Source organism: Mycoplasma zalophi, from assembly GCF_018914005.1.
GTDB lineage: Bacteria > Bacillota_I > Bacilli_A > Mycoplasmatales > Metamycoplasmataceae > Metamycoplasma > Metamycoplasma zalophi_A.
The window spans coordinates 656443-681651 of the sequence record NZ_JAHMHI010000001.1 but is presented as its reverse complement, the minus strand read 5'-3'; the positions used below and the strand labels follow the sequence as shown (position 1 = coordinate 681651).

Below are 25209 nucleotides of genomic sequence, written 5' to 3'. Positions count from 1 at the left end.
TTACACTACTAAATTAAAGGTATTGATCTTTAATGTATAATTTATATATATTTTAAAATGAATTTATTTATTTAAAAATTACATAAATTATTTGTATCTTGGAGTGTGTATGAATAGAGATAAAATTATTAAAAGTACAGAAACATGAAAAGGGGATTTATTAGATTTATCTTTAAGAAACAAAGCTTTAAATTACTCTTTTAATCCTTCAAAAAATTTATCTAGACTTAAAATAATAAGCCCTGATTTAAACCAAATTTTAAACATTATTGAAGATAAAAAATCATTTGAAATTGCAAATATAAATTACAAAAATGAAAATACTGAAGACTCAAAAATAATTAAACATTACAACTATAATGACTTATTATTAGTTGAAAATTCATTAAAAGAAAATGTTTTTTATTCAGATATTGATAAAAAAGATCAAGTGAATGTACTAAAAAAAATTAGCAAAAAATACCTTGATTTTATTGATCAATATTCAATTAATACATTATTTTTAGCTGTTGGATTGCTAAAATGACGAGAAGAAGAAAGTGATTTAAATTACTATTCACCTTTAATGTTTATTCAAACTAAATTAAAAAGTAAAAAAAATATAAAAGAAAACAGCGCATTTAATTTAATATTTAATGAAGAATCTATTTTAATACCAAATATTACACTTATTAAAAAGTTAAATTACTCATTCGGAATTAAAATAAATATTGAAGAACTTGAACAAGCAGAAACAAATATTGAAAAATATAATTTAATAAAACAAATATTAAAGCAACACTTTCAAGACGAAAATTGAGGTTTTATTGATAATGTTTATTTAGATACTTTTAGTTTTTCTAAAATAAATATATTTGCAGACTTAGAACAAAATGAAAATAAAATTATTAATAGTAAATTTATTCAATCTATGTTGGGTGAAGAAATTCAAAAAGAACCATTTGATGTAATAAATGAGTCAAATGTTGAAGAAAAAATTGACATTAATAATTATTATCATATTCTTGACTCAGATTCATCACAAGAAGTTGCAATTCAAAGTGCTATTCAGGGTCAAAGTTTTATTTTACAAGGGCCTCCAGGTACAGGAAAATCACACACAATTACAAATATAATTACTGAACTTCTTGCAAGAAATAAAAAAATTCTTTTCGTTGCTGAGAAAAAAGCTGCACTTGATGTTGTTTATAATAATTTAGATAAAATTGGCTTATCTGATTATTCTATTCCAATTCATAGTATTGATTTAAATAAAAAAGAAGTGCTAAAAAATCTTGCAGATTCTTTAACTAAGGGTGAAAATAAACTGATAATTGATCAAAATAGTTCGCAAAACTTAGTACACAATTACAAAAAAACAGTTGATTATTTAAGTAAATATGGAAAAGAATTATTACAATTAAGAAAACCGCTAAATATAAGTTTATATAGATTAATTGGAAAATATTACACTTTAAAACAAACAAAAGATTTATTGTTTGCAATAAATAATTTAGAATCTATAAATTCACAAAAACTTGAAGATTTAAAAATCACAATCAATGAATTTGAAACATGTTGCCAATATTTTAACTTTAATGTTTCAAATAACCCTTGATGAGGAAGTAAATGAACAAAAATAAATATTCAAGAAAAAGAAGAAATAATTCAAAAATTAAATTCAATTAGCACTCTTGCTCAAGATGTATATAAAAAGATTCTTTCAGTCCACAAGTCAATAACAATAAATGATCAAAGTTTTGCAAAAAATATTACATACTTAAAAGATATTTTTGAACAAATTCTTAATTTAAATATAAAAATAGATGAAAAAATATTATACCTAAATAATATTGATGATGAAATTGAAAAATACGATCTTCTATTATTAACATTAAAAGAATATAAAGAACTAGAAAATAATTTAAGTGGAATTTTTGATTTAAAAATAACACAAACTAATGTAAATAAATTTGTACAAAACTACAAAGAAAAATATAAAAATCCTTTGCGTTTTTTAAGTGTAAAATGATCTTTTGTTAATAAAATTTTAAAAAAATTCTCAAAATCAAAAGATAAAAATTTAATACACAATAATCTTGATAATTTACTGAAATTTAAATCCTTAGATAATAAATTAAATGAAATAAAAAATACATTAAATTTTGCACCTGGTATTTTAGAAATTAATAATTTAAAAGACATTCAATTATCTTTAAAATTAATCAGTTCAATCAATAAATACAATGTTATTAGTGATTTTACTATTGATAAAATCAAGTTAACACAAATTGTAAATCTTGATATTAGATACAAAAATGATATAGAAGAAACATTGGAATTAATAAATAAATTTTTAGATAATTTAGATTACATATCTTCAAACTTTGAAAAAAATATCTTTGATTTTGACACCTTATCAATTCCACAATTAAAAGAAAAATTAACTTTTTTAAACAATACTCACAATGATCTTGGTATGATGGTTCGAATTAATAAAGTAAAATCTGAATTAAATGACCTAGAATTAGCAGATTTTTATACAAAAATTTTAGAAGCTAAAATAACTAAGAATTTTTATAATGTTTTTATTAAACGTTTCTACAAACTTATTATTGATACAATAATAACAAAAGATATGCAAGAATTTAATGACTCAAGCTTAGAAACTTTTAGAGATATGTTTATAAATGTAGAACAAAATGTAAAAGAATTAGCAAAAGCAAAAGTTGAAGCTAATTTACTAAACAACATACCTAATAGCAATGGTTTAAATAGTCAAAATATCGAAATTAAAATCCTTAAGGCAGAAGCAAATAAATCAAGAAATATCATGCCTTTTAAAAAGATATTTGAAAAAATTCCCAACTTACTATTGCAACTTAAGCCTTGTTTAATGATGTCACCTCTTTCAGTAAGTGCTTACTTAAAAGATGCAAATATTGAATTTGATACAGTTATTTTTGATGAGGCATCGCAAGTAAAACCTGAAACAGCGATTGGTGCAATTTATCGTGCAAAACAAATAATAATTGTTGGTGATAGTGAACAATTACCACCAACTAACTTCTTTAATTTAATTGATCAAGATAATGAAATAACAGAAGACGATGATGATTCAGTATCAATAAAAGGTTTTGATTCAATTCTTAATATGGCTAATATTTCATTAAATACAATTAAATTAAGGTGACACTATCGGTCAGTTTTTGAAGAACTAATATATCCTTCTAATAGAGAAATTTATAATAATTTAATTACTTTTCCTTCAAAATTAAAACCAAAAGAATTTGAGGGAATTAATAAAATATATGTAAATGGTTTATTTGTTGAAAGAAAAAATGAAAAAGAAGCAGATGAGGTAATTAAAACCATAGAAAAAATAATATTAAACTATGGAGTAGAAAGTAGTGTAGGAGTTGTTACTTTTAATCAAGAACAACAACTACATATCGAGAAAAAAATTGACAAATTCAAACAAAAATTCCCTCAATATAGTGAATTTTTCAGTCGTGAAAAAGAAGATAATTTTTTTGTAAAAAATATTGAAACAGTTCAAGGGGATGAAAGAGAATTTATTATTATAAGTTCAGTATATGGACCTGATTTAAATAACAAAATTTCAATGAGATTTGGGCCTATTAATAATGAAAATGGGTATAAACGTTTAAATGTCGCCTTTACGCGGGCAAAAAGAGGAGTTATTTTAGTTTCTTCTTTAAAATCGGAAGATATTGATTTAAATAGAGCAGAAGGTCGTGGAGTTAAATTCCTAAAAACTTATTTAGAAACTGCTGAGTTTGGTATAAATCCTTTAATTGATAATAATGATGATATTATTGAATTTGATTCACCTTTTGAAGAAGAAGTTTACAATGAATTAAATAGATTAGGTTATAAAGTAAAAACACAAGTGGGGAGTTCAGGATATAGAATAGATTTAGCAATTGTTGATCCTAATAATCCAAATAATTATATTTTAGGAATCGAATGTGATGGTTCTACATACCACTCATCAAAAACAGCCAGGGATAGAGATAGATTAAGGCAAGAAGTTTTAGAAAAAAGAGGTTGAACAATTCATCGCATTTGATCAACTGATTGATTTACAAACAAATCAAATCAATTAAACAAAATTAAAAATGTGCTTAAAAGCATCAATATTCACCCAAACAAAAGGCAAATTGCAAATAAAGTAGAAAATCACTTATTTAGTGTAGTAAAAAAAGAAGAAACTAAAATAGAATTTCTTACATTACCAGATTTTGACGATGAATATTTATTTTCAAATGTATTATCCAATTCTAATGCTTCATATGCAACTGATAAATTAAAAGAATTAATTACTGAATATCAAGTATTACATATTTCTCACATTAAAAAAATTCTTACTTTTATATTTAATCGAAAAGTATATTCATCATATGTACAGGATTTTGCAAATAGAATATTTTCATTATTAAAAAAAGAAAATTTTGTATTTAATGAAGATTTCATTATTGCTCCTGATATTGATAAAAATACTATAAAATTCAAAAAAGCAACAAAAAGATCGCCTGAAACTGTTTATTATTTTGAATTTGTTGATTTAATTTTACGCATTATTAATTCAGTCAAAATAATTGACCAAAATTCACTAATGAGATTAATAATTAGTTATTTAGGTTATACATCTTTAAACACAACTACAAAACAATTTTTAGAAAATGTTCTTGATAAAATGGTTCAAGAAAATCTAATAATTTATGAAAAAGAAAGTGATATTTATAAATCACTATAAAAAAGTAAATATATTGAATTAAAAGTACCTACAACTAGGTACTTTATTTTTTAAAAAGTAAAATTTATAAAAAAACGATTTTTCAATGATTTTTTTACTATTTTTTTAATTTTTTGATTTTATTTAGCACTTTAATAAAAAGTGTGCTAAAATATAAACATCAAAAGTAAGGAGATTTTATCATGGCAAAAGTTTTAATTATTAATACATCACCAGTTTCAAAAGACTTATCAATTTCATATGGAATGGCACAAGTGTTTAAAAAAGCTTATTTAGCGGCAAATCCACAAGACGAAGTTGAAGAATTAGATTTAAATGAAGTAGAAATGGCTCACAAAACTATTGATTCAAAAAATATGGGTCCAGAATACTGAAATGAAGAAGATTCAGATAAATATATTGAACAATTAAAAAATACAGACAAAATTATTTTTGTTGCTCCAATGACAAACTTCAGTATTTCAGCATTAGCTAGAAATTATTTAGATCACGTTTTAGTAGCAAACAAAACATTTAGTTACAAATATTCAAAAGATGGAGATGCAGTTGGATTATTACCACATTTAAAAGTTCAAATATTAGCAACACAAGGGGCACCATTTGGATGATATTTATGAGGAAGTCATACTGCTTTAATTAAAGGAACATTTGAATTTGTTGGTGCAAAAGTTAAAGAGCCTTTAATGATTGATGGAACAAAAACCCCAATGTATGCAGGTTGAACAAGAGATCAAATCATTGAAAAACACATGGATAGAATTGTTGACGCAGCTTCAAAATTCTAATCATTATTATTAAATTAAAAAATCAAAAATAGCATTATTTTAAACGTTATTTTTGATTTTTTTGTTTTTTCACGATAAATTATCATTTTTTCCGTATTAAAATATTTTTATTTTTTTAATAATTTATAATTATTATTATAAAAAATAGGAGGAGAGAGAAAATGACACCAAAGCAATTATTAGCAAAAAGTTGAAATTCAACTGGTTTTATGTATGAATTTATTGCTGTTTATACATTAATTTTCTTTGTTACACTTTGAATATTTTTTGCAAAGTTAAATAAAAAAGAAAATAATAAGTTATTTATGACATTAGGTTTTACATTTGCAACATTTTTAATGTTTATTATTCCTTGATCATGAAGCTTCTTTTTATCAGATAGAAGATCATTTGCTTTAGCAAATCCTATTGTGGTTTTATTACAAGCAATGCTTCAAGGTGTAGATGTAACTAAGAAAACATTTGAACCCATTTTTACTGGGATTTGATATTTAATTGGCGGACAACTTTTAGGTGGTTTAGCTGGCTTTATAACCTTTGTACCTTTATATTGTTTACTAAGAAACTTTTTTAAAGATGTTGAAAAATACTCTGACAGCTTAAAAGAAATAAGTCTTTTAAATACATTTAAAATAAATAATAAAGCTAACAATAATGCTAAATATTTTGCTATTAAAGAGGCAATATTTATTTCATTATTTACTACCACAGTACCACTTTTAAACTACGTAAACCAAACAAATTATGGAGCAACTCCATATGATAAAATGTTTTTAACACTTGCTGTTATTGCATTTACAATATACATATCATCTTATTTTGGATATTATGCATTTCATATATTCTTTACTTTTATTAACTTTATAATGACTGTAATTTTCGCTTTATATCAATTAATAAAGAAACAGAAAAAATTAATAAATAAAACGAATATTATTAAAGATTCATGAAGTTTTGCAATTACTTCATCTTTAAGCATAACAATTCCTTTAATATTTGGTTTAATCGTAGCACAAATTACTATAAATTCAGGAGCAGGAATAAATTTTTAAGGAAAAAATATGAAAAAGAAATTTTATAATTTGTTATTAATCCCCGCATTAACCTTACCATTTACAGTGGCAGCTTGTGCGAGCCCAAAAACAGAAAACGCAAATAGTACGGACATAAATGAAACTACAAAAAATGAAAATAACAATGTTTTTAGTCAATTAAATTCTGGATTTCATTTTGAACCAGTAGCTAATTATTTTAAATACAACGATAAAACAAATGAAGTGTTTAAATTCAAGAATGAAGAAGCAGATGCTTCTAAAATTGAATTTACTGATTTTTCAAAAAACGATTATGTTCCAAGACATTTTGATTTTGATTTTGATGCATTTAAAAAAATATTAGTAGATCAATTAAAAATAGATCAATTATTTGTAAATAAAATAAACTACAAATTTGATTATCATAATATTAGAGTAGATTCAGCAAATATTCACAACGTGATTTTACCAATTAAGGTTCTTGTACCTGCTGAAATTGAAAACAATAACAAAAAATTATTTACTGAACACAAAGTAGAATTTACATTAAAAGGAATTAAATTAAAAGCTAGTGATATTAAAAAATATCAAGAAGTAGATAAATTAAATCAAGAATTACAAAAACAAATTAATAGTGAAAATATTCAAGTAACTTTTGATGATACTAAAAAAGATGAATTTGTTGCATTACTAAAAAAATATAACATTAATGAATTATCAACTAAACAACTAAATAGCATAATAAAACTTAGTGGATTTGATTTAGATGCTTTAAAACAAAAATATCCAGGTCAAGGAATTAATATTTTTGTAAATGAAATTGATTTAACAAATAATCAAGAATTAAATAAAATTACTCTATCAATAAGAATTGCAAATGGATTATTTGAACAAGATAGAAAAACCAAAGAATTAACAGAAGAAAGTAAAACTAATGTTGGATTTACAATTCATAAAGAAATTGAACTAAATGAAGAGTGACAAAATGTATTTTTAGATCAAAAATTAAGCAATAATGTTTTATATTCAATAAAAAATAATAACATTTATAATGCTGATTTTATAAACTTAACTGCTAATGATTTTGTTTTTTATTCAAATAATAAAGATGCTGTTTATAAAATAGTTTCATACACACCAATAGATTTAAGAAATGGATTATTAAAATTCCAGGCTAAAATCAATGAAAAAACTTATGATTTTGATAAAAAAGTCGGAGTAGGAAACTACACAAACCCATTTGAAGATAACTTTGTAAAAGAAAATGTTAATGCATATAACTTTATAATAGATACTTTAACTCGTGAAGACTTAGCAAAAGTAAATGAATCAATTTACAATATCTTTGGTACACATATGTTATCAGGTGGATATGATTCAACTAGATCAGTTTATGCTGCAAAAACTTCTGTACCTAACTTTTTACACGTTGGAGAAGATTATTTAGCACCTTCATTTACACCAATAGTTGCTCCATATGATGGTGAAATTATTGGAATATTTAATAGAGAATATGATGCTTCAGAAAAAGCTGATGCATCATCAGTTGGAACAACTTTAATGATGAGAGTAAAAAAATCTACACTAAATTTAACTCCAGCAGAATTTGAAAAACACTTCCAAATAAAAGATGATAATCTAGATAGTTGAATGTATATTGGATTTATTCACTTAGATAGTAACAGAACTTTAAGTCAAGATATAGGAATAACGCCACTAAATTATACTTCAGGTAATAGAAAATATGTTGTTGCAGATAATATTGATCCAGCACATCCAAAAGTAGTTAAAAAAGGGCAAATTATTGGATTTTTAGGTAGTCCAGATACAAATGGTGGATGAATGCCACACGTTCACATTACTGTATATAACAACACAAACAAAACCTACAATGAAAATAATTTCTTTACAAATGTTTCTTCAACTCGTGAAAAGCGTGTTAATGGTTATAGTGTAGAAAAAAGAAGTAATCCTACAAGCATTCGTGTTGATGGAGTATTTGCTAAATCATTTGGTAAAAAACCAGTTGCTTATGAAGTAGATCCTATTACTGGTAAAAAAACAAAAACAGAAGCCGGAGAATTTACTTGAATTTCTAATCCAATGAGTGAACAAGAAACAAGAAATGGATTTGTAAATCCTAACGTTTTATTCAAAATAAGAGGTGATGAGTCATTTTCATTTGACCTTGAGGAATTATTTGAATTACAAAAATCTCAAAACGAAAATTAAATACAAAAAGTTAACATTTTTTCTAAGTGTTAATTTTTTTTTACTTTAAATAGTAATGAAAATAAAACTACAACAAGATATAAAAGATTGCGGAGTTGTTTGCATTCAAGCATTTTATAAATACTATTTTAAAAAATGAATAAATATAAATGACTTAAAAACTCAGGCTAATTATTCTCAAAATGGTTTAAATTTAATAGAAATGCAACAACTTGCATACAAAAATAATTTAGATATGAAAATACTAGAAGGAGATTTTCATAGCTTTTTGCAGCTAAAAATTACAAAACCATTAATTGTATTAGTAAATAACAATAATTTATTACATTACATAATTATTGTTAAAAAAGATCACAATAAATATGAAGTTTTAGATCCTGCAAAAGGAAAATATTTAATTAATGTACAAGAGTTAAAACAAAAATATTTAAACGTTATTTTAAGCATTGAAAAAGGTAACAGAACAACTTCATATAACTTTCAAAAGAACACTATTTTTTCAGTATTTAATAATTTAAAGTTAGTATTATTTTCAATAATATTGTCCATTGTAGTGTTTCTTTTAAATATTTTTAGTTCTTATCTTGCAAAACAAATTATTGATAATATTTTATCTCTAAAAAATGAAAATTTAATTACTACAATATTTATTGTTAGTTTTTGAGTAATTTTTTCAAGAATATTGATTAATTTTTCACTCTCGATGATAGAAAATAAAATTCAAATTAATTTAGTAAACAACATAACTGAAGTATTTATACAAAAATTACTCAATGCTAATTTAATTTCTTTAAATAAATTAGATAAATCTGACGTTTTAAATCGCTTTTTTTTAGTTAATGCAATTGCACAATATCAATCACAATTTTTATTGATAATTTTTAGTCAAAGCTTCGGATTTATAATATCTATTATTTTTTTATGATATTTCAATATTTATCTAACATTAATTGCTTTAATTTCATTAGTTATTATATTGTTAATTTCGCTTTCATTTAACTTTCTAAATAAACCGCAATATGAAAAACTAATAAAATTATCTGAAGAAAATATAAATAACTTTTTAAATTTAATTTTAAATTCTTTCCAAAACAAAAATCTATATAATAGTGCATATAATTTTCAATCTTTTGTAAAAACAAATAAAGAATACTTATTAAAATCTTATACTTATCACCAAAATACACTACGAAAAGACAAAATAGTTAATTTAATAATGCAAATTACACCTGTTTTAATTATGTTTATTGGAGTTAAAGTAATTTACGAGCAAAATATAAACTTAGGAATACTTATTATTTTTAGCACATTTTATAATTATTTATTAAACCCTATTTTAAGTTTTTCTTTAATTATTTCACAATATACAACTTACAAAATTAATTTAAATAAAATTAACTTTATTTTAAATTTAGATACAACTAATAATTTTCAACCGTTTTTACAATTTATAAAATGTAACAGCATAGAAATTAAAAACTTAGAATTTGGATACGTTCCAAGTGTTAAATTTTTAAAAATAAATAAACTTAATCTTATGCAACATTCAACTTTAGAATCACAAAATGGTACAGGCAAAACTACATTTTTAAAAATACTAGCAAAACACTACGACTATAAAGGTTCAATAAAAATTAATAATATAGAACTTAAAAATTTCAATAATGAAGAAATATACGAAAAAGTTTTATATCTAAATAAAAATATTTTATTTAGTGCAAAAAATATTTTTGAACAAATTACATTAAAAAATACTAGTTTAGAAAATCAATTTTATATTAATTTTAAAAAATATAATTTACAAAACATTCTTGATTACGTTAATTTAAAACTGGATACAACATTAGAAAATAATGCTACCAATTTAAGTAATGGACAGCAAGCAATAGTCAATATTTTCAGTATATTTGCAAACAATTATTCAATAATTTTATTAGATGAAGTATTTGAACATTTAGATGAAAAAATATTTAATAATCTCAAAATAATTCTTCAGAAACATTTAAAAAATACTTATACTTTAGAAGTTTCTCATTCAAAAAAATATATTTTTAATGAAAATGTTATTAGATTAAATGAAATTTAAATTTTCTAAGCTAGAGATTTTTATTTTAATCATAACAATATCTATTTTGCTTTCACTTATTTTGTTTTAATATTTTTTCAAAAGTCAAATTTTGAATACAAAAAAATAAAAATAATTGACAATAAACAACTTATTTTTGAAACTGATTTGAATCTAAATAGGTTCTTTAAAGTAAATGACATAATTACATTAAAAATTAATGAAAAAGAAATTTTAGCTAAATTATTGAGCGTTACAAAGACACAAAAAGGCTTTTTTGTATTTAAAATTAAATTTTTAAATTTTATGCATTTTTTTAAGTTTTTTGATGTTTATTTAAAAATTACAATTTTCTCTGAAATTATTAAATTTTTTGGCTAATTATTACATTATTTTTATATAATAAAATTTATGAATAGAATTTTATTTACAAATGATACAAATTATCGTTTTAGATACAAAAAAGACTACCAAAATATCTTAGACCTTGCAAAAGAAGAATTTAATTCTGAAAAAGATATTGATGTTGATATTTTAATTGTAAATAACGAACAAATTCAACTATATAATCAAGAATACAGAAACAAAAATTATCCAACAGATATTCTTTCATTTCCTTTTGATGATGACATGTCATTAAATTTTTTAGATAATAGACCACTAGGGCAAATAATTATTTCATATGAAAAAATAAAAGAGCATGCAAAAGAATATAACCATAGCATAAGAAGAGAATTTTGCTACATATTCTGCCATGGAATTGCTCATTTATTTGGCTTTGATCATTTAACACCTGAAGAAGAAGCAAATATGAATAAGCACGTGGATGCAATTATGGAAAAATTAAGCATAAGTCGTTAGGAGAAATATGAAAGTCTGTACAATAGCAATAATAGGAAGACCAAACACAGGAAAAAGTACGTTATTAAACAAATTAATTGATTATGATTTATCAATTATTACAAATGTACCACAAACTACAAGAGATCAAATTAAGGGTATTTACACTGATGATAACTATCAATTAGTGTTTATTGATACACCAGGAATACATAAAGCACAACATGTATTTAATGAAAAATTAAATCAAGCTAGTTATGATAGTTTAGAAGATGTAGATTTAGTACTATTTTTACAACCTGCCAATGAAGAAATTGGAAATGGTGATAAATTTATCATTAAAAAACTAGAAAATGTCAAACATAAATTTGCTATCATAAGCAAAATTGATTTAGCTACAAAAGAAGAAATTGATAACAAAGCTAGCGAATTATTAAAATATAAATTTGACACTGTAATGGGAGTAGGTTTTGGTTTTGATACAACTTATGAAGATATTTTAGAAGTTATTAAAAAAGAATATGCAGACAATCTAGAGGATTCTGAACCTTATTATGATCCCGAATATTTAACAGACTTACCAATGCGTTTTATCGCAAAAGAAACAATAAGAGAAACAGCATTTTTAAATTTAAAAGAAGAACTCCCTCATTCAATTGCTGTTGTTATAGATGAATTTACAGAACAAGAGGATGGAAGACCATATATTATAAGAGCAACGATTTTTGCTAAAAAAGAATCACAAAAAGGAATTATCATTGGCGCTAATGGAACAATGATAAAGAAAATATCTATGTTATCTAGAAAAAAACTAGAAAATCAATTTTCACATAAAATATTTTTAGAAATTAAAGTAAAAGTTAATAAAAATTGAGTAGATAAAGAAGACCAAATTAAAAAATTAGGATATTAACATGAAACTCATAAAGTTTAAAACTTTAAAAAAAATACTTCTTTTTACATTTTTAACCTTATTAACAGCAAGCATTACTACTGCTGTTATTTTTAAAATTAAAACACCTTATTTAGTTAGTATATACAATTATGAATCATATTTATCAAAACCACTTATTGCAAAAATAAACAAAAAATACTCATATCGTGTGTTTAATGATATAAATGTGTTTACAAAGGATATAGAACAAGGAAAAACTGTTGGCGGTGTTGGAAGTGATTTTCAAATTGCTAATTTAGTATTAGAAGGCAAAATTAAAAAGATAAACTGAAATATTCTAATAAATAATTTATCAAATAATAGAGAAGAAAAAAAACAACAAATACAAAATATTTTTACTGATATAACAAATTCACACATTGAAAAATATGAAAATTGAATTATTAATAAAATAATTGAAATTAACCCTGAAAATACTAAAAATAGAGATTCTTTTAATCATGTAATTAAACCTTATTTATATTACAAAAACGAAAATATAAGCAATAGAAATTCAAGAGAAAATATCTTAGGATTTGAAGTCGATTCTGAAGAGGGAATTGATAATTTTTATGAATTTTTAATACCTTACTTTATTCAAGACAAAGTTGTTGCTTACAACATAAATAAAAATTCAAGACCACATGTAACAACCTTAAATTCAAAAAAAGATTTTAATTCTAGAACATGAAAAAATATTTACGAAACTCTTTATAATTCAGGTTATCGCAAATTTGGATGAACTAATGTTTATTATGACAATTTAATGTTAGGACAGTATTTTGCATCAGAAGAAAATAAACACAATTATTTAACTGAAAATGGACTTGAAAATATTAATTTAAATAACATCGATAACATAATTGAATATTTTAAAGATTTTGTATTTTCTACTACTAAACACTCAATTTTAGAAACAAAATACAACAAATTAGCAACAAATGGACTTGAACTTGTAAATGATTTAATTGATCCAGGTAAAGAAAAATTAGATGCAGCATTAATGTATAATGGTGACGTTTTGGATAGTTATTATTCAAATGATAATTTTAGTATGTTAGAAGACGGAAAAAATGTAGACTATATAAGACCACAAAATAACATGATTTTATTAGATGCATGAATAATTTCTAAATCTGTAAGTGATAGTGACTCAGATGCAATGCTAAAATATTTAAAAGAAGTTGTTTTTGACACAATTGATTACTCATATAATGAATTAATTACAGTTTATTACAACAATGTATTAAGTAATTTTGATAATAAAGAATCATTAAGAGATAAATTATTTACAAATGATAAACCAAAAACAATTTCTGAACTAGATACTGAATTTTTTACTCAAAATTTCGAAAAATTCAAAGATTTTGATTTCAGTAATATGTTATCTAATTTTGATAATGTAAACTATACACCAACAATAAAAAATGAATTTAACTTTTTTAAAAATTACTATTTTTTAGATGAAAATAAGGAAGTAGATATAAAAGCTCAAAATATATACAACATAAATATTGATGAAGATATTTATTATTCATTTTATGTTCCTTTAGACAAAGAAGTTAAGTCAACTGTTGTAAAAAAATACTTTGAAAAAACACACTCATAATTTATTTATAAATTTTCAATTTATAACCCTTAAAAACATAAAACTATGCTAAAATTTTTATAATATGTTAAAGAGGCAAAAACTTAAATTAAATGTAAATAATACTATGTGACTTTTTTTTGTCAATATTTTTACTTTGACTTTTTGCACTCTTAAATGATTAAATACTGAATACACTCAGTATATTTATAATTCTGCCCTCGTTATTTAGAAATTAAGTCATTTAATGATGATTTAATTTCACTTTTGTATTAAAAAAATATATTAAGGAAGTACAATGGAAATAAATAACAAAACTCATGAAAAAAATAAAAAAATATATCCTATCATTGAACTTGTTGATGTAGTTAAAGAATTTGAAAACAAAACTGTTTTAGATCATATTAATTTAAGTATTAATCGTGGTGAATTTATTACATTATTAGGTCCAAGTGGTAGCGGTAAAACTACAATTTTAAGAATAATTGGTGGTTTTGAATGAACCACACGTGGTGAAGTTAAATATAATGGAAAAGATATAAAAGATCTTTCTCCACACAAAAGAGATGTGTCTACAATTTTTCAAGACTATGCACTTTTTCCACATTTAAATGTTGAAAACAATATTAAATACGGTTTAAGACTAAAAAGAAAACCGAGAGAAAATGTAAATACATCATATTTTAACACTTTACAAAAAAAACAAAAAGATTGAAAAAAAATAGCTGAATCTAAAATGAAAAATTTAGATAAAACTATGACTCAATATGAAAAAGAATTAGAAAATACTAAATTATCAACAAAAAAACAAGCAAAAATTCAAAAATGAATTGACGACAGCGATTTTCAATATTCATATTGAGAAAACTATGTCGACCTTAAAACAGAAGATTATGAAAAAAAACATTTAACGAGAAAAATTACAAATGCTGAAATGGATAAAGAAGTTGAAGAAATAATTAAACTTGTGGGTCTAGAAGGAAATGCAAAAAAACAAATTTCAAACCTAAGTGGAGGAATGAAACAAAGGGTTGCACTTGCAAGAAGTTTAGTTATAAGCCCTAAAATTCTTTTACTTGATGAACCTTTAAGTGCATTAGACGCTAAAATACGTGAAAAAATGCAAATTCTTTTAAGAAATTTACAAAAAAAATTAAATTTAACATTTATTTTTGTAACTCATGATCGTGATGAAGCCTTACAATTAAGTGATAGAATTGCAGTTATACGAGATGGTCAAGTTGAACAATTTACAACACCTCATCAATTATATGATTATCCAAAAAATAAATGAGTTGCTAACTTTATAGGTGATGGTAACTTCTTTGATGCTGTTTTTGTTAAAAAAAACAAAGTAAAATTCATGGACAAAGTGTTTGACACAATTCATACAGAATTTAAAGAAAATGAAAATGTTGATGTTTTAATTAGACCCGAAGATATTTTGATTTCTAAGTTAGACAAAAATTCTAAACTAGAAGGAATAGTTAAAAAAACTGTTTATAAGGGAAGTTACTACTACATAGACGTTGAAGTAAATAATAAAATTATTTACGTTGAAACCATAAATAAATTCTCAGAAGAACAAAAAGTATATCTTTCATGAGATGATGATGCAATTCATATAATGGCAAAAGACACAAAAGAATGAGATAAAGAACTTATATAATGTTAGAGAAAATCAAAAATAAACTAGGTTTAAATTTAAGATTATCTTTGATTTTACCTTATGTTATTTTCAGTGGTTTATTTATAATTTTGCCATTAATATTAGTAATTATTAAAGCTTTTACTCCTTTAAACAATTCTTTTAATAACTGAGAAATAGCTTCTTCAAAAACTACTTGAATTATTATGTGAAGAAGTATTTGAACTGGTTTTGTTGGTGGTTTTTTGTGTGTATTAATTGGGTTTCCATATGCATATATAATCGCAACATCCAAATCTAATGTAACTAAAAATATTGGATTAAGTTTAATTTTAAGTCCTTTATTAATTTTTACAATTTCAAAAGCATTATCAATAAGAGGGTTATTTTCAGTAATTTTTGATGAAAATTCACTAAATAATGAAGCTTTTTTAATATTGGGAATTATTTACTTATATATTCCTTTTGTCATTATGCCTCTTTATCAAGTTTTAAAAAATATGCCTTCTAACATAATAGAAGCTTCACAGGATCTTGGGTATGGAAAAATTAAAACTATGTTAAAAGTAGTTATTCCATACACCCTAAAAGCAATATTAGGTGGATTTAGTTTAGTATTTTTAATTACAGCTACATCTATTATTTTAAGTGATAGATTATTACCAAATGGTTCACAAAATCAATTAATTGGTAATTTAATTAATAATTTTGCAAATGCTTCAAATCCTTTTGATTTAGCAAATGCTTCAACTCTTGTTTTAATTACTTTATTGGTACTTATGTCTATATATGGAATTATTTATTTAATACCAGTGTTATTAAATAAATATCGTTATAAAGGGGGTAACAATGAATAAGATTACTACTTATATAAAAAAATCATATATAGGAATAATTATTTTAATTTTTTACATTCCTTTGATTTTTGGAGCAATTTACTCATTTAATTCACCCAGTGATAAAGGGATTTTTAGTGTAACAACATGAAATAAATTTACCTTTGCAGCTTATACTGAATTATTTTCAAAAAGTCATTTTTCAGCTTTTATAAATTCATTTTTAATTGCAGTATTTACTTCAATTATTGTCATAATATTAGCTTTATTAACTGTTTTTGGGCTTTGAAGACAAAAAAATAAACGTTCAAGACAATATGTTCAATCATCATCAAACATACCAATGATTAATAGTGATGTTGTCACCGCTCTTACCCTTGCAATTGTTTTGACCTCATTTTTTGGAGTTTTAAAAGCTACAAATGAAGGATTTATTAGAGTTATAGTTTCTCATGTGGTAATTATTTTACCTTATGCTATTATGATTATGTTACCTAAATCAGATAAATTTTCAAAAAATATTTTTGAAGCTTCAGAAGATTTAGGATATTCAAAAATAAAAACCTGATTTAAAACTTATTTTGTTTACATGCTAGGTAGTATAGGATTTGTTTTTGTAATCAGTATGGTTTTAAGTTTTGATGACTTTATCATCACAAGAATAGTTTCAAACACTGAAACACTAGGAACTCAACTTTATGAAGGACAATTCCAAGCATGAAGTCTAGCACTTGGTTCTATTTCACTTTTAATAGTTATAGCAGCAAATATTTTTTATATTTTAACCAAAACTCACTTTTTAAAAGCAACACAAGAAAAATTTAAAAAAGTTATAAATAGAAATAGGAAAATTGAAAATGTTAAAAAGTAAAGTTAAAAAAATAATAACTTTATTTTCTGGAATTATTTTAGGTCTTATTTCAGTTATTTCTGTTGCTTTTGCTATAACAATAAAATTAGATACAGGATACAAACCAAGTATTTATAATTATGGTTCATATTTAGAACCTTCTATTATTAAAGAATTTAAATCAAAATATAATTACAAAGTTTTTAATGACATAAATGAATTTACAACTGCTTTAAATAATGAAAAAGCAATAGCTGGAGTGGGAAGTGATTTTCAAGCAGCTCAATTAATTATTGATGATAAAATCAAAAAAATCGATTTTAAATTACTATTTAACATTGAAAATAATATTTTAAATGGATTAAAAAATATATTTCGTAAAGAAATTATTGATCACTTAATTGTTTATGACAACTACATTTTAAGTTTGATAAAAATTAATTATCCTCAAAAATTATTAACAGAAAATACATATGATGTTGATGGTGATAAAAAAGAAGACCATTTTTGAGAATACGTAGTTCCTTATTATTCACAAGACAAAGTTATTGCTTACAATGTAAACAATAAATTCCGTCCACACATAAAATTAACAGAAGAAGAAAAAGAAAACGGGATTGAATTCAAAGACAAATCATGATTTGGAATTATGAAAACTTTAAAAGAACATGGATATACAAATTTTGGTTGAAATAATGCATATTATGATAATTTAATGATTGGTGCATTTTATGAGAACTACAAAAATCCAGGAACATGAATTGATGAAAAAACAAAAAAATTAAAGCAATTTGATTTTACAAATTATACTAATGCAATTGATGGATTTAATAACTTTATAAAAGACACTACAACATTTGATATTCGCGATACAAAACACAACTTTTTAATAGGTGATGGTTTAGAACTTTTAAATACTTTAATAGAGCCAAAATTAAATAAGGCAGATGCAGCTATTTTATATAATGGTGATGCAATTGATGCTTATTATTCAAGTGATAATTTCAGTGATACTGATGATGGTGATATTAAATTTATTCGTCCAAGAAACAATTACTTATTAGTCGATGTATGAATTCAAGCAAAATCTTTAACTACGCAACAATCAAATGATTTTATTTTAGAACTTAAAAATAAACTCTATAATGAACTTGATGCAAATGAATCGACTAAAAAAATTGAACAACAATATGAATTATCATATTTAAAAACTTTAAAATCATTAGTAAATGAATCAGAACAAGAATTAGAAGAAAATTCTATTGCTAAAAAAATTTATGATATTTTAAATCAAAACAAAATTGATAAAAATCTAGACAAAGATATTATTCAAGAAATTTTAGATCTTCATTTAGAAAATGAAGATGCTTGAGCAGATGAATTTGCAAATGCTTTTGGTGAAGTTGAATATACAGAAATTATCAATTTTGATTACGTAAATTACACCCCAACGTTAAAAGCTACATATAATTTTATTAAAAAATGATACTTTGGAACAGATGAAGTAGCAATACAATTATACGATCAACCAGATCAATCTGAAGATTATAATGTATATATTTATCAAATAATTGATACTCAATTAAGAACAGCAATTAGTACATATAATTATAAAAGTATTAAGAGTTAAAAAATCAGGTAATCCCTGATTTTTTAACTCTTATTTTTTAAAACAATAATTGATGATTGTTGTGAATTATTATATTTTCAATAATATCCTTCTTTATCTAATATATCAGCAACTAATAATTTTAAACTTCCAGTACCATTACCTGTGATTATTTCTAAACTGCGTGTATAATCATCATTATTAAATTCAAAAAGTGCATTTAAAACCGCTGCAGTTGCTTTTTGTACAGTATATCCATGTAAATCTATTACTCTCACATTCACTCCTTAACTTTCTTTTTGACAATTTGGACAATAATATGTTCCACGACCATTGACTTTTATTTTCTTTATGATTGTATCACAGTTTAAACATGGCTTATTTACTCTTGTATGTACTTTAAGAAAGTTTTGAAACTGTCCTTCTTGTTTATTTAAAGACTCATAACTATTTATAGTAGAACCACCCAATTCAAAACTTTTATCCATTATTAAGGTTGCATTTTGTAAAATTTCTTTTAATTTTGATTTAGAAATGTTTAATGAAGGTTTTGCAGGAAAAACTTTTGAAGCAAATAATGTTTCATCAGCATAAATATTTCCAATTCCTGACACTAGTTCTTGATTTAATATTAAAGTTTTTATTGCAACGCTTGATTTAGAAGTTTTTAAATATAATTTATCTAAATTAACTTTATCAGGTGTTGGAGCTAATTTATTTAATGGTTTTGTTTCTAGATAGTTCGCATTAGTTCTTAAATGAACAGTTCCAAACATTCTTGAATCTAAATATTGAAGTTGTGAATCATCATTAAAATAATAAACTAATCTAGTGTGTTTGTGTTTTTTAGCTTCAGTTTCAAAAAAATGATATTTTCCTTCCATTCTTAAATGGGTAACTAAAATTTTATTATTAGATAATTGAATAATGATATGTTTTGCAATATTAAAGATATCTAAAATAGTTTCATTTTGAACAAAACTACTAAATTCATCAACTGTTGCTTCTTTTATTAATTTAGGTTGTAAAACTTCAACTTTATCAATAGTTTTATTTAAAATTCTTGATTTTAAAGCTTTTGTTACAACTTTTACTTCTGGTAATTCTGGCATATATAATATTTTAAACTATTATTAATTTTTAAATACTATAATTTTATAATATGAATAATAAATTTAAAGACGTATTTATTTGCACAACAGATACAGTTATGGGTATTGGTGTAAAAATGAAAGATAATAATATTAATCTTTTATATGAACTTAAACAAAGAAATTTAGATAAAAAAATAATCATTTTGGTTTCATCAATTAAACAAGTTGAACAAATTACAAATTTAAATCAAAATGCTTTAGATTATATTCAAAAATACTGACCTGGAGCTGTAACTTTAATAATAAATGATATTGGTTTTAGAATGCCAAATCAAGATAAACTTCTTGGGTTTTTAGAACAAAATGGACCTTGTTACGTCACAAGTTGCAATAAAAGTGGATTTCCTGTTGCTAAAAATATTGAAGAAGCCAAAATATTATTTCCAGAGGTAACAAATTTTTATAAATTTGGTGAAATGTCACAAAAACCTTCTTTAATAATTGATGTAGACACTCAAAAAATATTACGTTCATAATTTCAAAATATATTGTAAAATTTATGTATGGAAACAAAGAAAAATAATCAAATTATAGCATTTGCTAGTGACCATGCTGGTTTTGAACTTAAAGATAAATTATCTAAAAAACTAATATCTGAAGGTTATCAAATAGTTGACCTTGGTCCAGAATCAGGTTCCACTAGCGTAAGCTATGCTGAATATGGATTTAAACTAGCACATTACCTAAAAAAACACCCTGAAGCAAAAGGAATTGGTGTTTGTGGAACAGGTTTAGGAATAAGTTATGCACTGAATCGTTTTAGCTTTATAAGAGCGGCCAGAGTATCTAGTTTAGAAGATGCTAAATTAGCAAAACTTCATAATGATGCTAATGTTTTAGCATTTGGTGGAAGACAAGTTTCACTTGAAAATGCTTTTGAAATGTTTAAAACATGAGATTCAACAGATTTCGAGGGTGGAAGACATATTCAAAGAATAGAAACACTAACAGAAGAAGGATCTAGTGAATAAAAAACAAGCAATTTTTAAAGCTTGTTTTTTATTCAACTTTTTGAGTATTAAATTTTCCTTTTACATTTAAAACTGGTATAACATTTATTCATGCTTTTGGATCTACTTTATGAATTTCACGAAGTATTTCATTTTGTTCTAAAAATAAAGCGATTGTTTCTATTCTAGAATTTTCTTGTTGAGTAAATCCTGAAGTTTGTTTTATTATGCTATATGCATGTCAATAATTTATATTTTTAAAGTGTATACATATATCATTAATTTTTGAACTATAAATTTCGATTTTTACTTTTTTATATTTTGGGTAAATAAAGTTAATTATTAGGTTATAGAAACCGATATAAAATACTGTTGAAATACATCTTACTAAATAAACACTGCCATCTCATGGGTGATCTAAAACATTACCAGTATATTCCAAAATACCTATTACAACAATACTAAACGCAGCAAAACAACATGCTATTCTAAAACTAACTTTACCTACTGACATTTTTTTAACTCTTGAGATGTAATAAATAAAGATATCGCTTCCTGCCGTTGATCCTCAATGTTTTCAAGCTATAGCAGCTGCTAACCCACCTAATACACTACCACCTAATGTATAAATTATTACTGGTCATGTTTCAACATTCATATTTAAATGTGGATTTAAATTTCTAAAATATGTTCAACCATGAGTACCGGCTTTTAGAACAACTTGTTGAGTTGATTCATTGATAACATCTTTTTGTAATGTTCAATTTTGTCATTGACCAACTATATTAGATCCAATCGGTTGTCCTAATTCATTTACTAGACTTGATCCTGTAAAGTTTCCATTTGGATATACAGTTCAAGAAATTTTTGTACCATCTAAATCATATGATGTGTAATAAATACTAAAATCGTGTTGTAATCAATCTCTAATTACATACGGTTTATTAGGATCAAAACCATAGAAAAAGAATTCACTTACTATTTGAAATACTAATCAATAAAGAGTTAAAATCATAAATAATCTTGAATTCTTCTTTCAAAAAATAATAATAAAGGGAAGGTTAATTAATAAATAAAAAATTGCAAAATATTGTCTAAGTGACTCAAATGTATAAGTTATTACTTGAATAAGTGCACTTGTACCACTAGCAACTGTTCCAGCTTTTGCTAAGAAAGTGGCAATTCCTAAGTTAAATAAAAAAGCACTTATGAACATTCAAAGTAATTTTTTAGGAAATTTTTTTCAAGTATTTAAAATTGTTAAATTGTGACTATTTATATGAAATGGATCAATATCATCTGTTGTTGTTTCAACATCTTTTTCTTTAAAAATATTTTTCATGTTATGCCTTAAATTTTGTTTATTTATTATATCAAAAAATAGTTTTTTTAATCAATATATGAAGTATCAAATTCACCAACCACTTCGTGAATTGGTAATATACTAATCCATGCGTTTGCATCAACGTGTTTTATCTGACCAATTACTCAGTCTTTTTCTAAAAATAATGTTATAGTTTCTATTCTTCCAAAATCTTTGTGACTATAACCACTAACCCCATAATATATATTATGTGAATGGTTATATTTAATTAGTTTTAAGTGTTCAGTAATTTTTTCGATTTTATTTGAATATATTTCAATTTTTACTTTTTTATATTTAGGATACATTAAATCAATTACAAAAGAATATACCCCAATATAGATAACTGTACAAATAATCCTTACTATTAAACGTGTTAGAGGATTTTTTTCAGCATCTCAAGTGGCTTTTCAAGGCCTCGAAGGTATTAAATCATAGACTTCTAGAGTACCTAAAACTAAAATACTAAAAGCCGCAAATGACATGGCAACTATAAATGCAATTTTACCAATTGACATTTTTTTAACCCTAGAAACATAATAAACAATAACATTGCTACCAGCTACACAGCCACCAGCTCGTCATGCTATAGCAGCTGCTATGCCATCTAAAACTCCACCTATTATACAATACACAATAATAGGTCAAGTTTGTCCATCATAAAATCCTTCACTTGAAGGTTCTAAATTAAAAGCATTTCAATACTTATGACCATTTGGACTATATAAGGTAATTGTTTCTGTTAAAAATTTATCAATAAATTGAATTTGTCCTAGTATTAATTGACTAACCACCTGAAAAAATAGCCAATAACAGGTTAAAACCATAAATAATCGAGGATTTTTTTTTCAAAATACAAAAATAATTGGTAAATTAATTAATACATAAAAATATCCAAAATATTTATCTCAATCCATTGTAAATGTAATTATCTGAGTAAGAGAACTTGTTCCTGTTGCAACAACGGCTGCCTTTGATAAAAAAGTGGCAACTCCAATATTAAATAAAATAGCACTAATAAAAATAAGAAGTAATTTTTTAGGTAATTTTGCCCAGATATTTAAAAAATTAATGTTATGGGGATTATAAACTTTATTTCATTCTTGCTGGTTTATCTTATTTTTCATTAATTTATCTCCTTTTTTTATTGTTTATTTTATTCTCTGTCATCATCAATAAACTTGTTTAAATTACCCATAAAACCTAATTTTACTGTTCCAATAGCACCATTTCTATTTTTTGCAACAATGACACTTGTGCTAGAAATTCCCACGGATAAATCATCAAAATCTTTTGAGTCATTTTCATCAGAATTTGTTTTTCCTTCAACTGGCTTTCTTTTATAATATTCTGGCCTATATAGAAAAATTACACTATCAGCATCTTGTTCTATTGTTCCGCTTTCACGTAAATCAGAAAGTATAGGTTGTTTATCTTCACGACTTTCTACTTTTCTAGATAATTGACTTAAGGCAATAACAGGACAACCTAATTCTTTTGCTAATTGTTTTAAACTTCTTGATATTTTTGAAACTTCAAGTTGTCTATTATCACCTGAATTTTTTGTGTCATTAATTAGTTGAAGATAATCTACAATTAATAAATCAATAGTTTTTGTTTGCTTAAATCTCCTACAAACTGAAACTAATTCATTGATATTTAAAGAACTTTGATCATTTAAAAATAGTGGCCATTGCTTCATTTTTTCAAAAGTTTCCTCTAAAGCATATCATTGTTCTTCATTTATATTTCCTTTTTTTAGATTGCTTAATGGTGTATAACTTTCAAATCCTATAACTCTTTCAACTAATTGAACATTTGTCATTTCTAAACTAAAAAATAAAACACTTTTTTTCTGTTTTGCAACATTTGCAGCAATATTTAATGCAAAAGCTGTTTTTCCCATAGAAGGTCTAGCTGCTAAAATAACTAAATCTCCAGGATTAAATCCTAAGGTTAAATCATCTAATTTTTTAAACCCAAATTTTAAACCGGTACTCAATTCATTTTTACTTCTTTTTAATAAAAGTGATTTATTCTCTTTAAGAACATTATCAATTGTTTCGTAATGAGATTTAGATGATGAAATATCCATGTTAATTAAATCGATTTGTAGATTATTGATAATGTTATCAATATTTTCTTTTTTCATAAGTCGATCAATTGATTGTTCAATTAATAAGTTAAGTTGTATTTTTTTGGAATAAGGTATTAAAACATTTATATAATCTTGTGCTTTATCTTTATATCCAATGTTTTCTACTAAAAAATCTAAATAGTCATTTTTCTTGTAGTTATCAATTCCTAAATTTTGGTCCAATATGTTATTTGTTATTAAATAGTTATAAAGATTTTTAAAATCATAATCTGGATATTCTTCAGATAAATTCACAATTGACTGATAAAGTATTTTATTTGCTTTATAGTAAAATAAATTTTCTGTTAAAGAATCGGCAACTTCTTTATAAATTTTAGAGTTAGTAATTAAAAGTCCCATAAGTGGGATTTCATTATCTAAAATATTTTGCTTATCATCCTGACTTAAAAATTTCTCCATTGCCT

The 25209-nt window shown here is 23.9% G+C and carries 19 protein-coding genes; 14 read left to right on the top strand and 5 right to left on the bottom strand.

The window, feature by feature from the left end; genetic code table 4:
• Positions 1–109 precede the first annotated feature (109 nt).
• From KQ877_RS04255 to KQ877_RS02615, 12 genes are all read left to right on the top strand, one after another.
• On the top strand, positions 110–4759 hold the full coding sequence (locus KQ877_RS04255) for a DUF4011 domain-containing protein (protein WP_216535978.1): 4650 nt from the start codon (positions 110–112) through the stop codon (positions 4757–4759).
• A 182-nt stretch (positions 4760–4941) separates the two neighbouring features.
• Entirely contained in the window at positions 4942–5544 is a 603-nt protein-coding gene (locus KQ877_RS02665) for an FMN-dependent NADH-azoreductase (RefSeq protein WP_216488221.1), read from the top strand.
• 161 nt (positions 5545–5705) lie between these two features.
• A complete protein-coding gene (locus KQ877_RS02660; RefSeq protein ID WP_216535977.1) occupies positions 5706–6596 on the top strand; it encodes an MAG4940 family membrane protein in 891 nt (296 codons plus the stop codon).
• A gap of 9 nt (positions 6597–6605) precedes the next feature.
• The gene (locus tag KQ877_RS02655; RefSeq protein ID WP_216535976.1) at positions 6606–8810 is read left to right on the top strand and encodes an MSC_0775 family lipoprotein; all 2205 of its coding nucleotides are present in this window, start codon (positions 6606–6608) and stop codon (positions 8808–8810) included.
• 55 nt (positions 8811–8865) lie between these two features.
• On the top strand, positions 8866–10896 hold the full coding sequence (locus tag KQ877_RS04250; RefSeq protein WP_216535974.1) for an Mbov_0121 family peptidase domain-containing ABC transporter: 2031 nt from the start codon (positions 8866–8868) through the stop codon (positions 10894–10896).
• 390 nt (positions 10897–11286) lie between these two features.
• Entirely contained in the window at positions 11287–11736 is a 450-nt protein-coding gene (ybeY, locus tag KQ877_RS02645) for an rRNA maturation RNase YbeY (RefSeq protein WP_216488226.1), read from the top strand.
• A 7-nt stretch (positions 11737–11743) separates the two neighbouring features.
• A complete protein-coding gene (gene era / locus KQ877_RS02640; RefSeq protein ID WP_216535973.1) occupies positions 11744–12628 on the top strand; it encodes a GTPase Era in 885 nt (294 codons plus the stop codon).
• A gap of 1 nt (position 12629) precedes the next feature.
• Positions 12630–14258, top strand: a complete 1629-nt coding sequence (locus KQ877_RS02635) for a hypothetical protein (RefSeq protein WP_216535972.1) — start codon at positions 12630–12632, stop codon at positions 14256–14258.
• A 277-nt stretch (positions 14259–14535) separates the two neighbouring features.
• Positions 14536–15906 carry an ABC transporter ATP-binding protein gene (locus KQ877_RS02630; RefSeq protein ID WP_216488229.1) on the top strand — a complete coding sequence of 457 codons (1371 nt, stop codon included), beginning with the start codon at positions 14536–14538 and terminating at the stop codon, positions 15904–15906.
• Entirely contained in the window at positions 15906–16742 is an 837-nt protein-coding gene (locus KQ877_RS02625; protein WP_216488230.1) for an ABC transporter permease, read from the top strand. Before KQ877_RS02630 ends, KQ877_RS02625 begins: the two co-directional genes overlap by 1 nt.
• A complete protein-coding gene (locus tag KQ877_RS02620) occupies positions 16735–17592 on the top strand; it encodes an ABC transporter permease (protein WP_216535971.1) in 858 nt (285 codons plus the stop codon). The genes KQ877_RS02625 and KQ877_RS02620 overlap by 8 nt, the downstream gene beginning before the upstream one ends.
• The gene (locus KQ877_RS02615; RefSeq protein ID WP_216488234.1) at positions 17579–19201 is read left to right on the top strand and encodes a hypothetical protein; all 1623 of its coding nucleotides are present in this window, start codon (positions 17579–17581) and stop codon (positions 19199–19201) included. Before KQ877_RS02620 ends, KQ877_RS02615 begins: the two co-directional genes overlap by 14 nt.
• A 23-nt stretch (positions 19202–19224) precedes the next feature.
• Here the strand turns inward: KQ877_RS02615 and KQ877_RS02610 are convergent, their stop codons facing one another.
• Both KQ877_RS02610 and mutM read right to left on the bottom strand, forming a co-directional pair.
• Positions 19225–19458, bottom strand: coding sequence for a Smr/MutS family protein (locus tag KQ877_RS02610; RefSeq protein WP_246778000.1), 234 nt, complete (start codon positions 19456–19458; stop codon positions 19225–19227).
• A 9-nt stretch (positions 19459–19467) separates the two neighbouring features.
• Positions 19468–20292, bottom strand: a complete 825-nt coding sequence (gene mutM, locus KQ877_RS02605; protein WP_216535969.1) for a DNA-formamidopyrimidine glycosylase — start codon at positions 20290–20292, stop codon at positions 19468–19470.
• A 50-nt stretch (positions 20293–20342) separates the two neighbouring features.
• Between mutM and KQ877_RS02600 the strand changes: the two genes are divergently transcribed.
• Positions 20343–20810, top strand: coding sequence for a Sua5/YciO/YrdC/YwlC family protein (locus KQ877_RS02600; RefSeq protein ID WP_216488240.1), 468 nt, complete (start codon positions 20343–20345; stop codon positions 20808–20810).
• Positions 20811–20837: 27 nt separating this feature from the next.
• Positions 20838–21305, top strand: a complete 468-nt coding sequence (locus KQ877_RS02595) for an RpiB/LacA/LacB family sugar-phosphate isomerase (RefSeq protein ID WP_216488242.1) — start codon at positions 20838–20840, stop codon at positions 21303–21305.
• A 28-nt stretch (positions 21306–21333) separates the two neighbouring features.
• Here KQ877_RS02595 and KQ877_RS02590 read toward each other — a convergent pair whose 3' ends face one another.
• The 3 genes from KQ877_RS02590 to dnaB are packed head-to-tail and all read right to left on the bottom strand — an operon-like array spanning position 21334 to position 25204.
• Positions 21334–22626: a YitT family protein gene (locus KQ877_RS02590; protein WP_216535968.1), complete on the bottom strand. Its 1293-nt coding sequence runs from the start codon at positions 22624–22626 to the stop codon at positions 21334–21336.
• Positions 22627–22673: 47 nt separating this feature from the next.
• Positions 22674–23774, bottom strand: coding sequence for a YitT family protein (locus tag KQ877_RS02585; RefSeq protein ID WP_216535967.1), 1101 nt, complete (start codon positions 23772–23774; stop codon positions 22674–22676).
• A 29-nt stretch (positions 23775–23803) separates the two neighbouring features.
• Positions 23804–25204 (bottom strand): replicative DNA helicase, encoded by a 1401-nt coding sequence (gene dnaB, locus KQ877_RS02580; RefSeq protein WP_216488247.1) that lies wholly within the window; start codon positions 25202–25204, stop codon positions 23804–23806.
• Positions 25205–25209 lie beyond the last annotated feature (5 nt).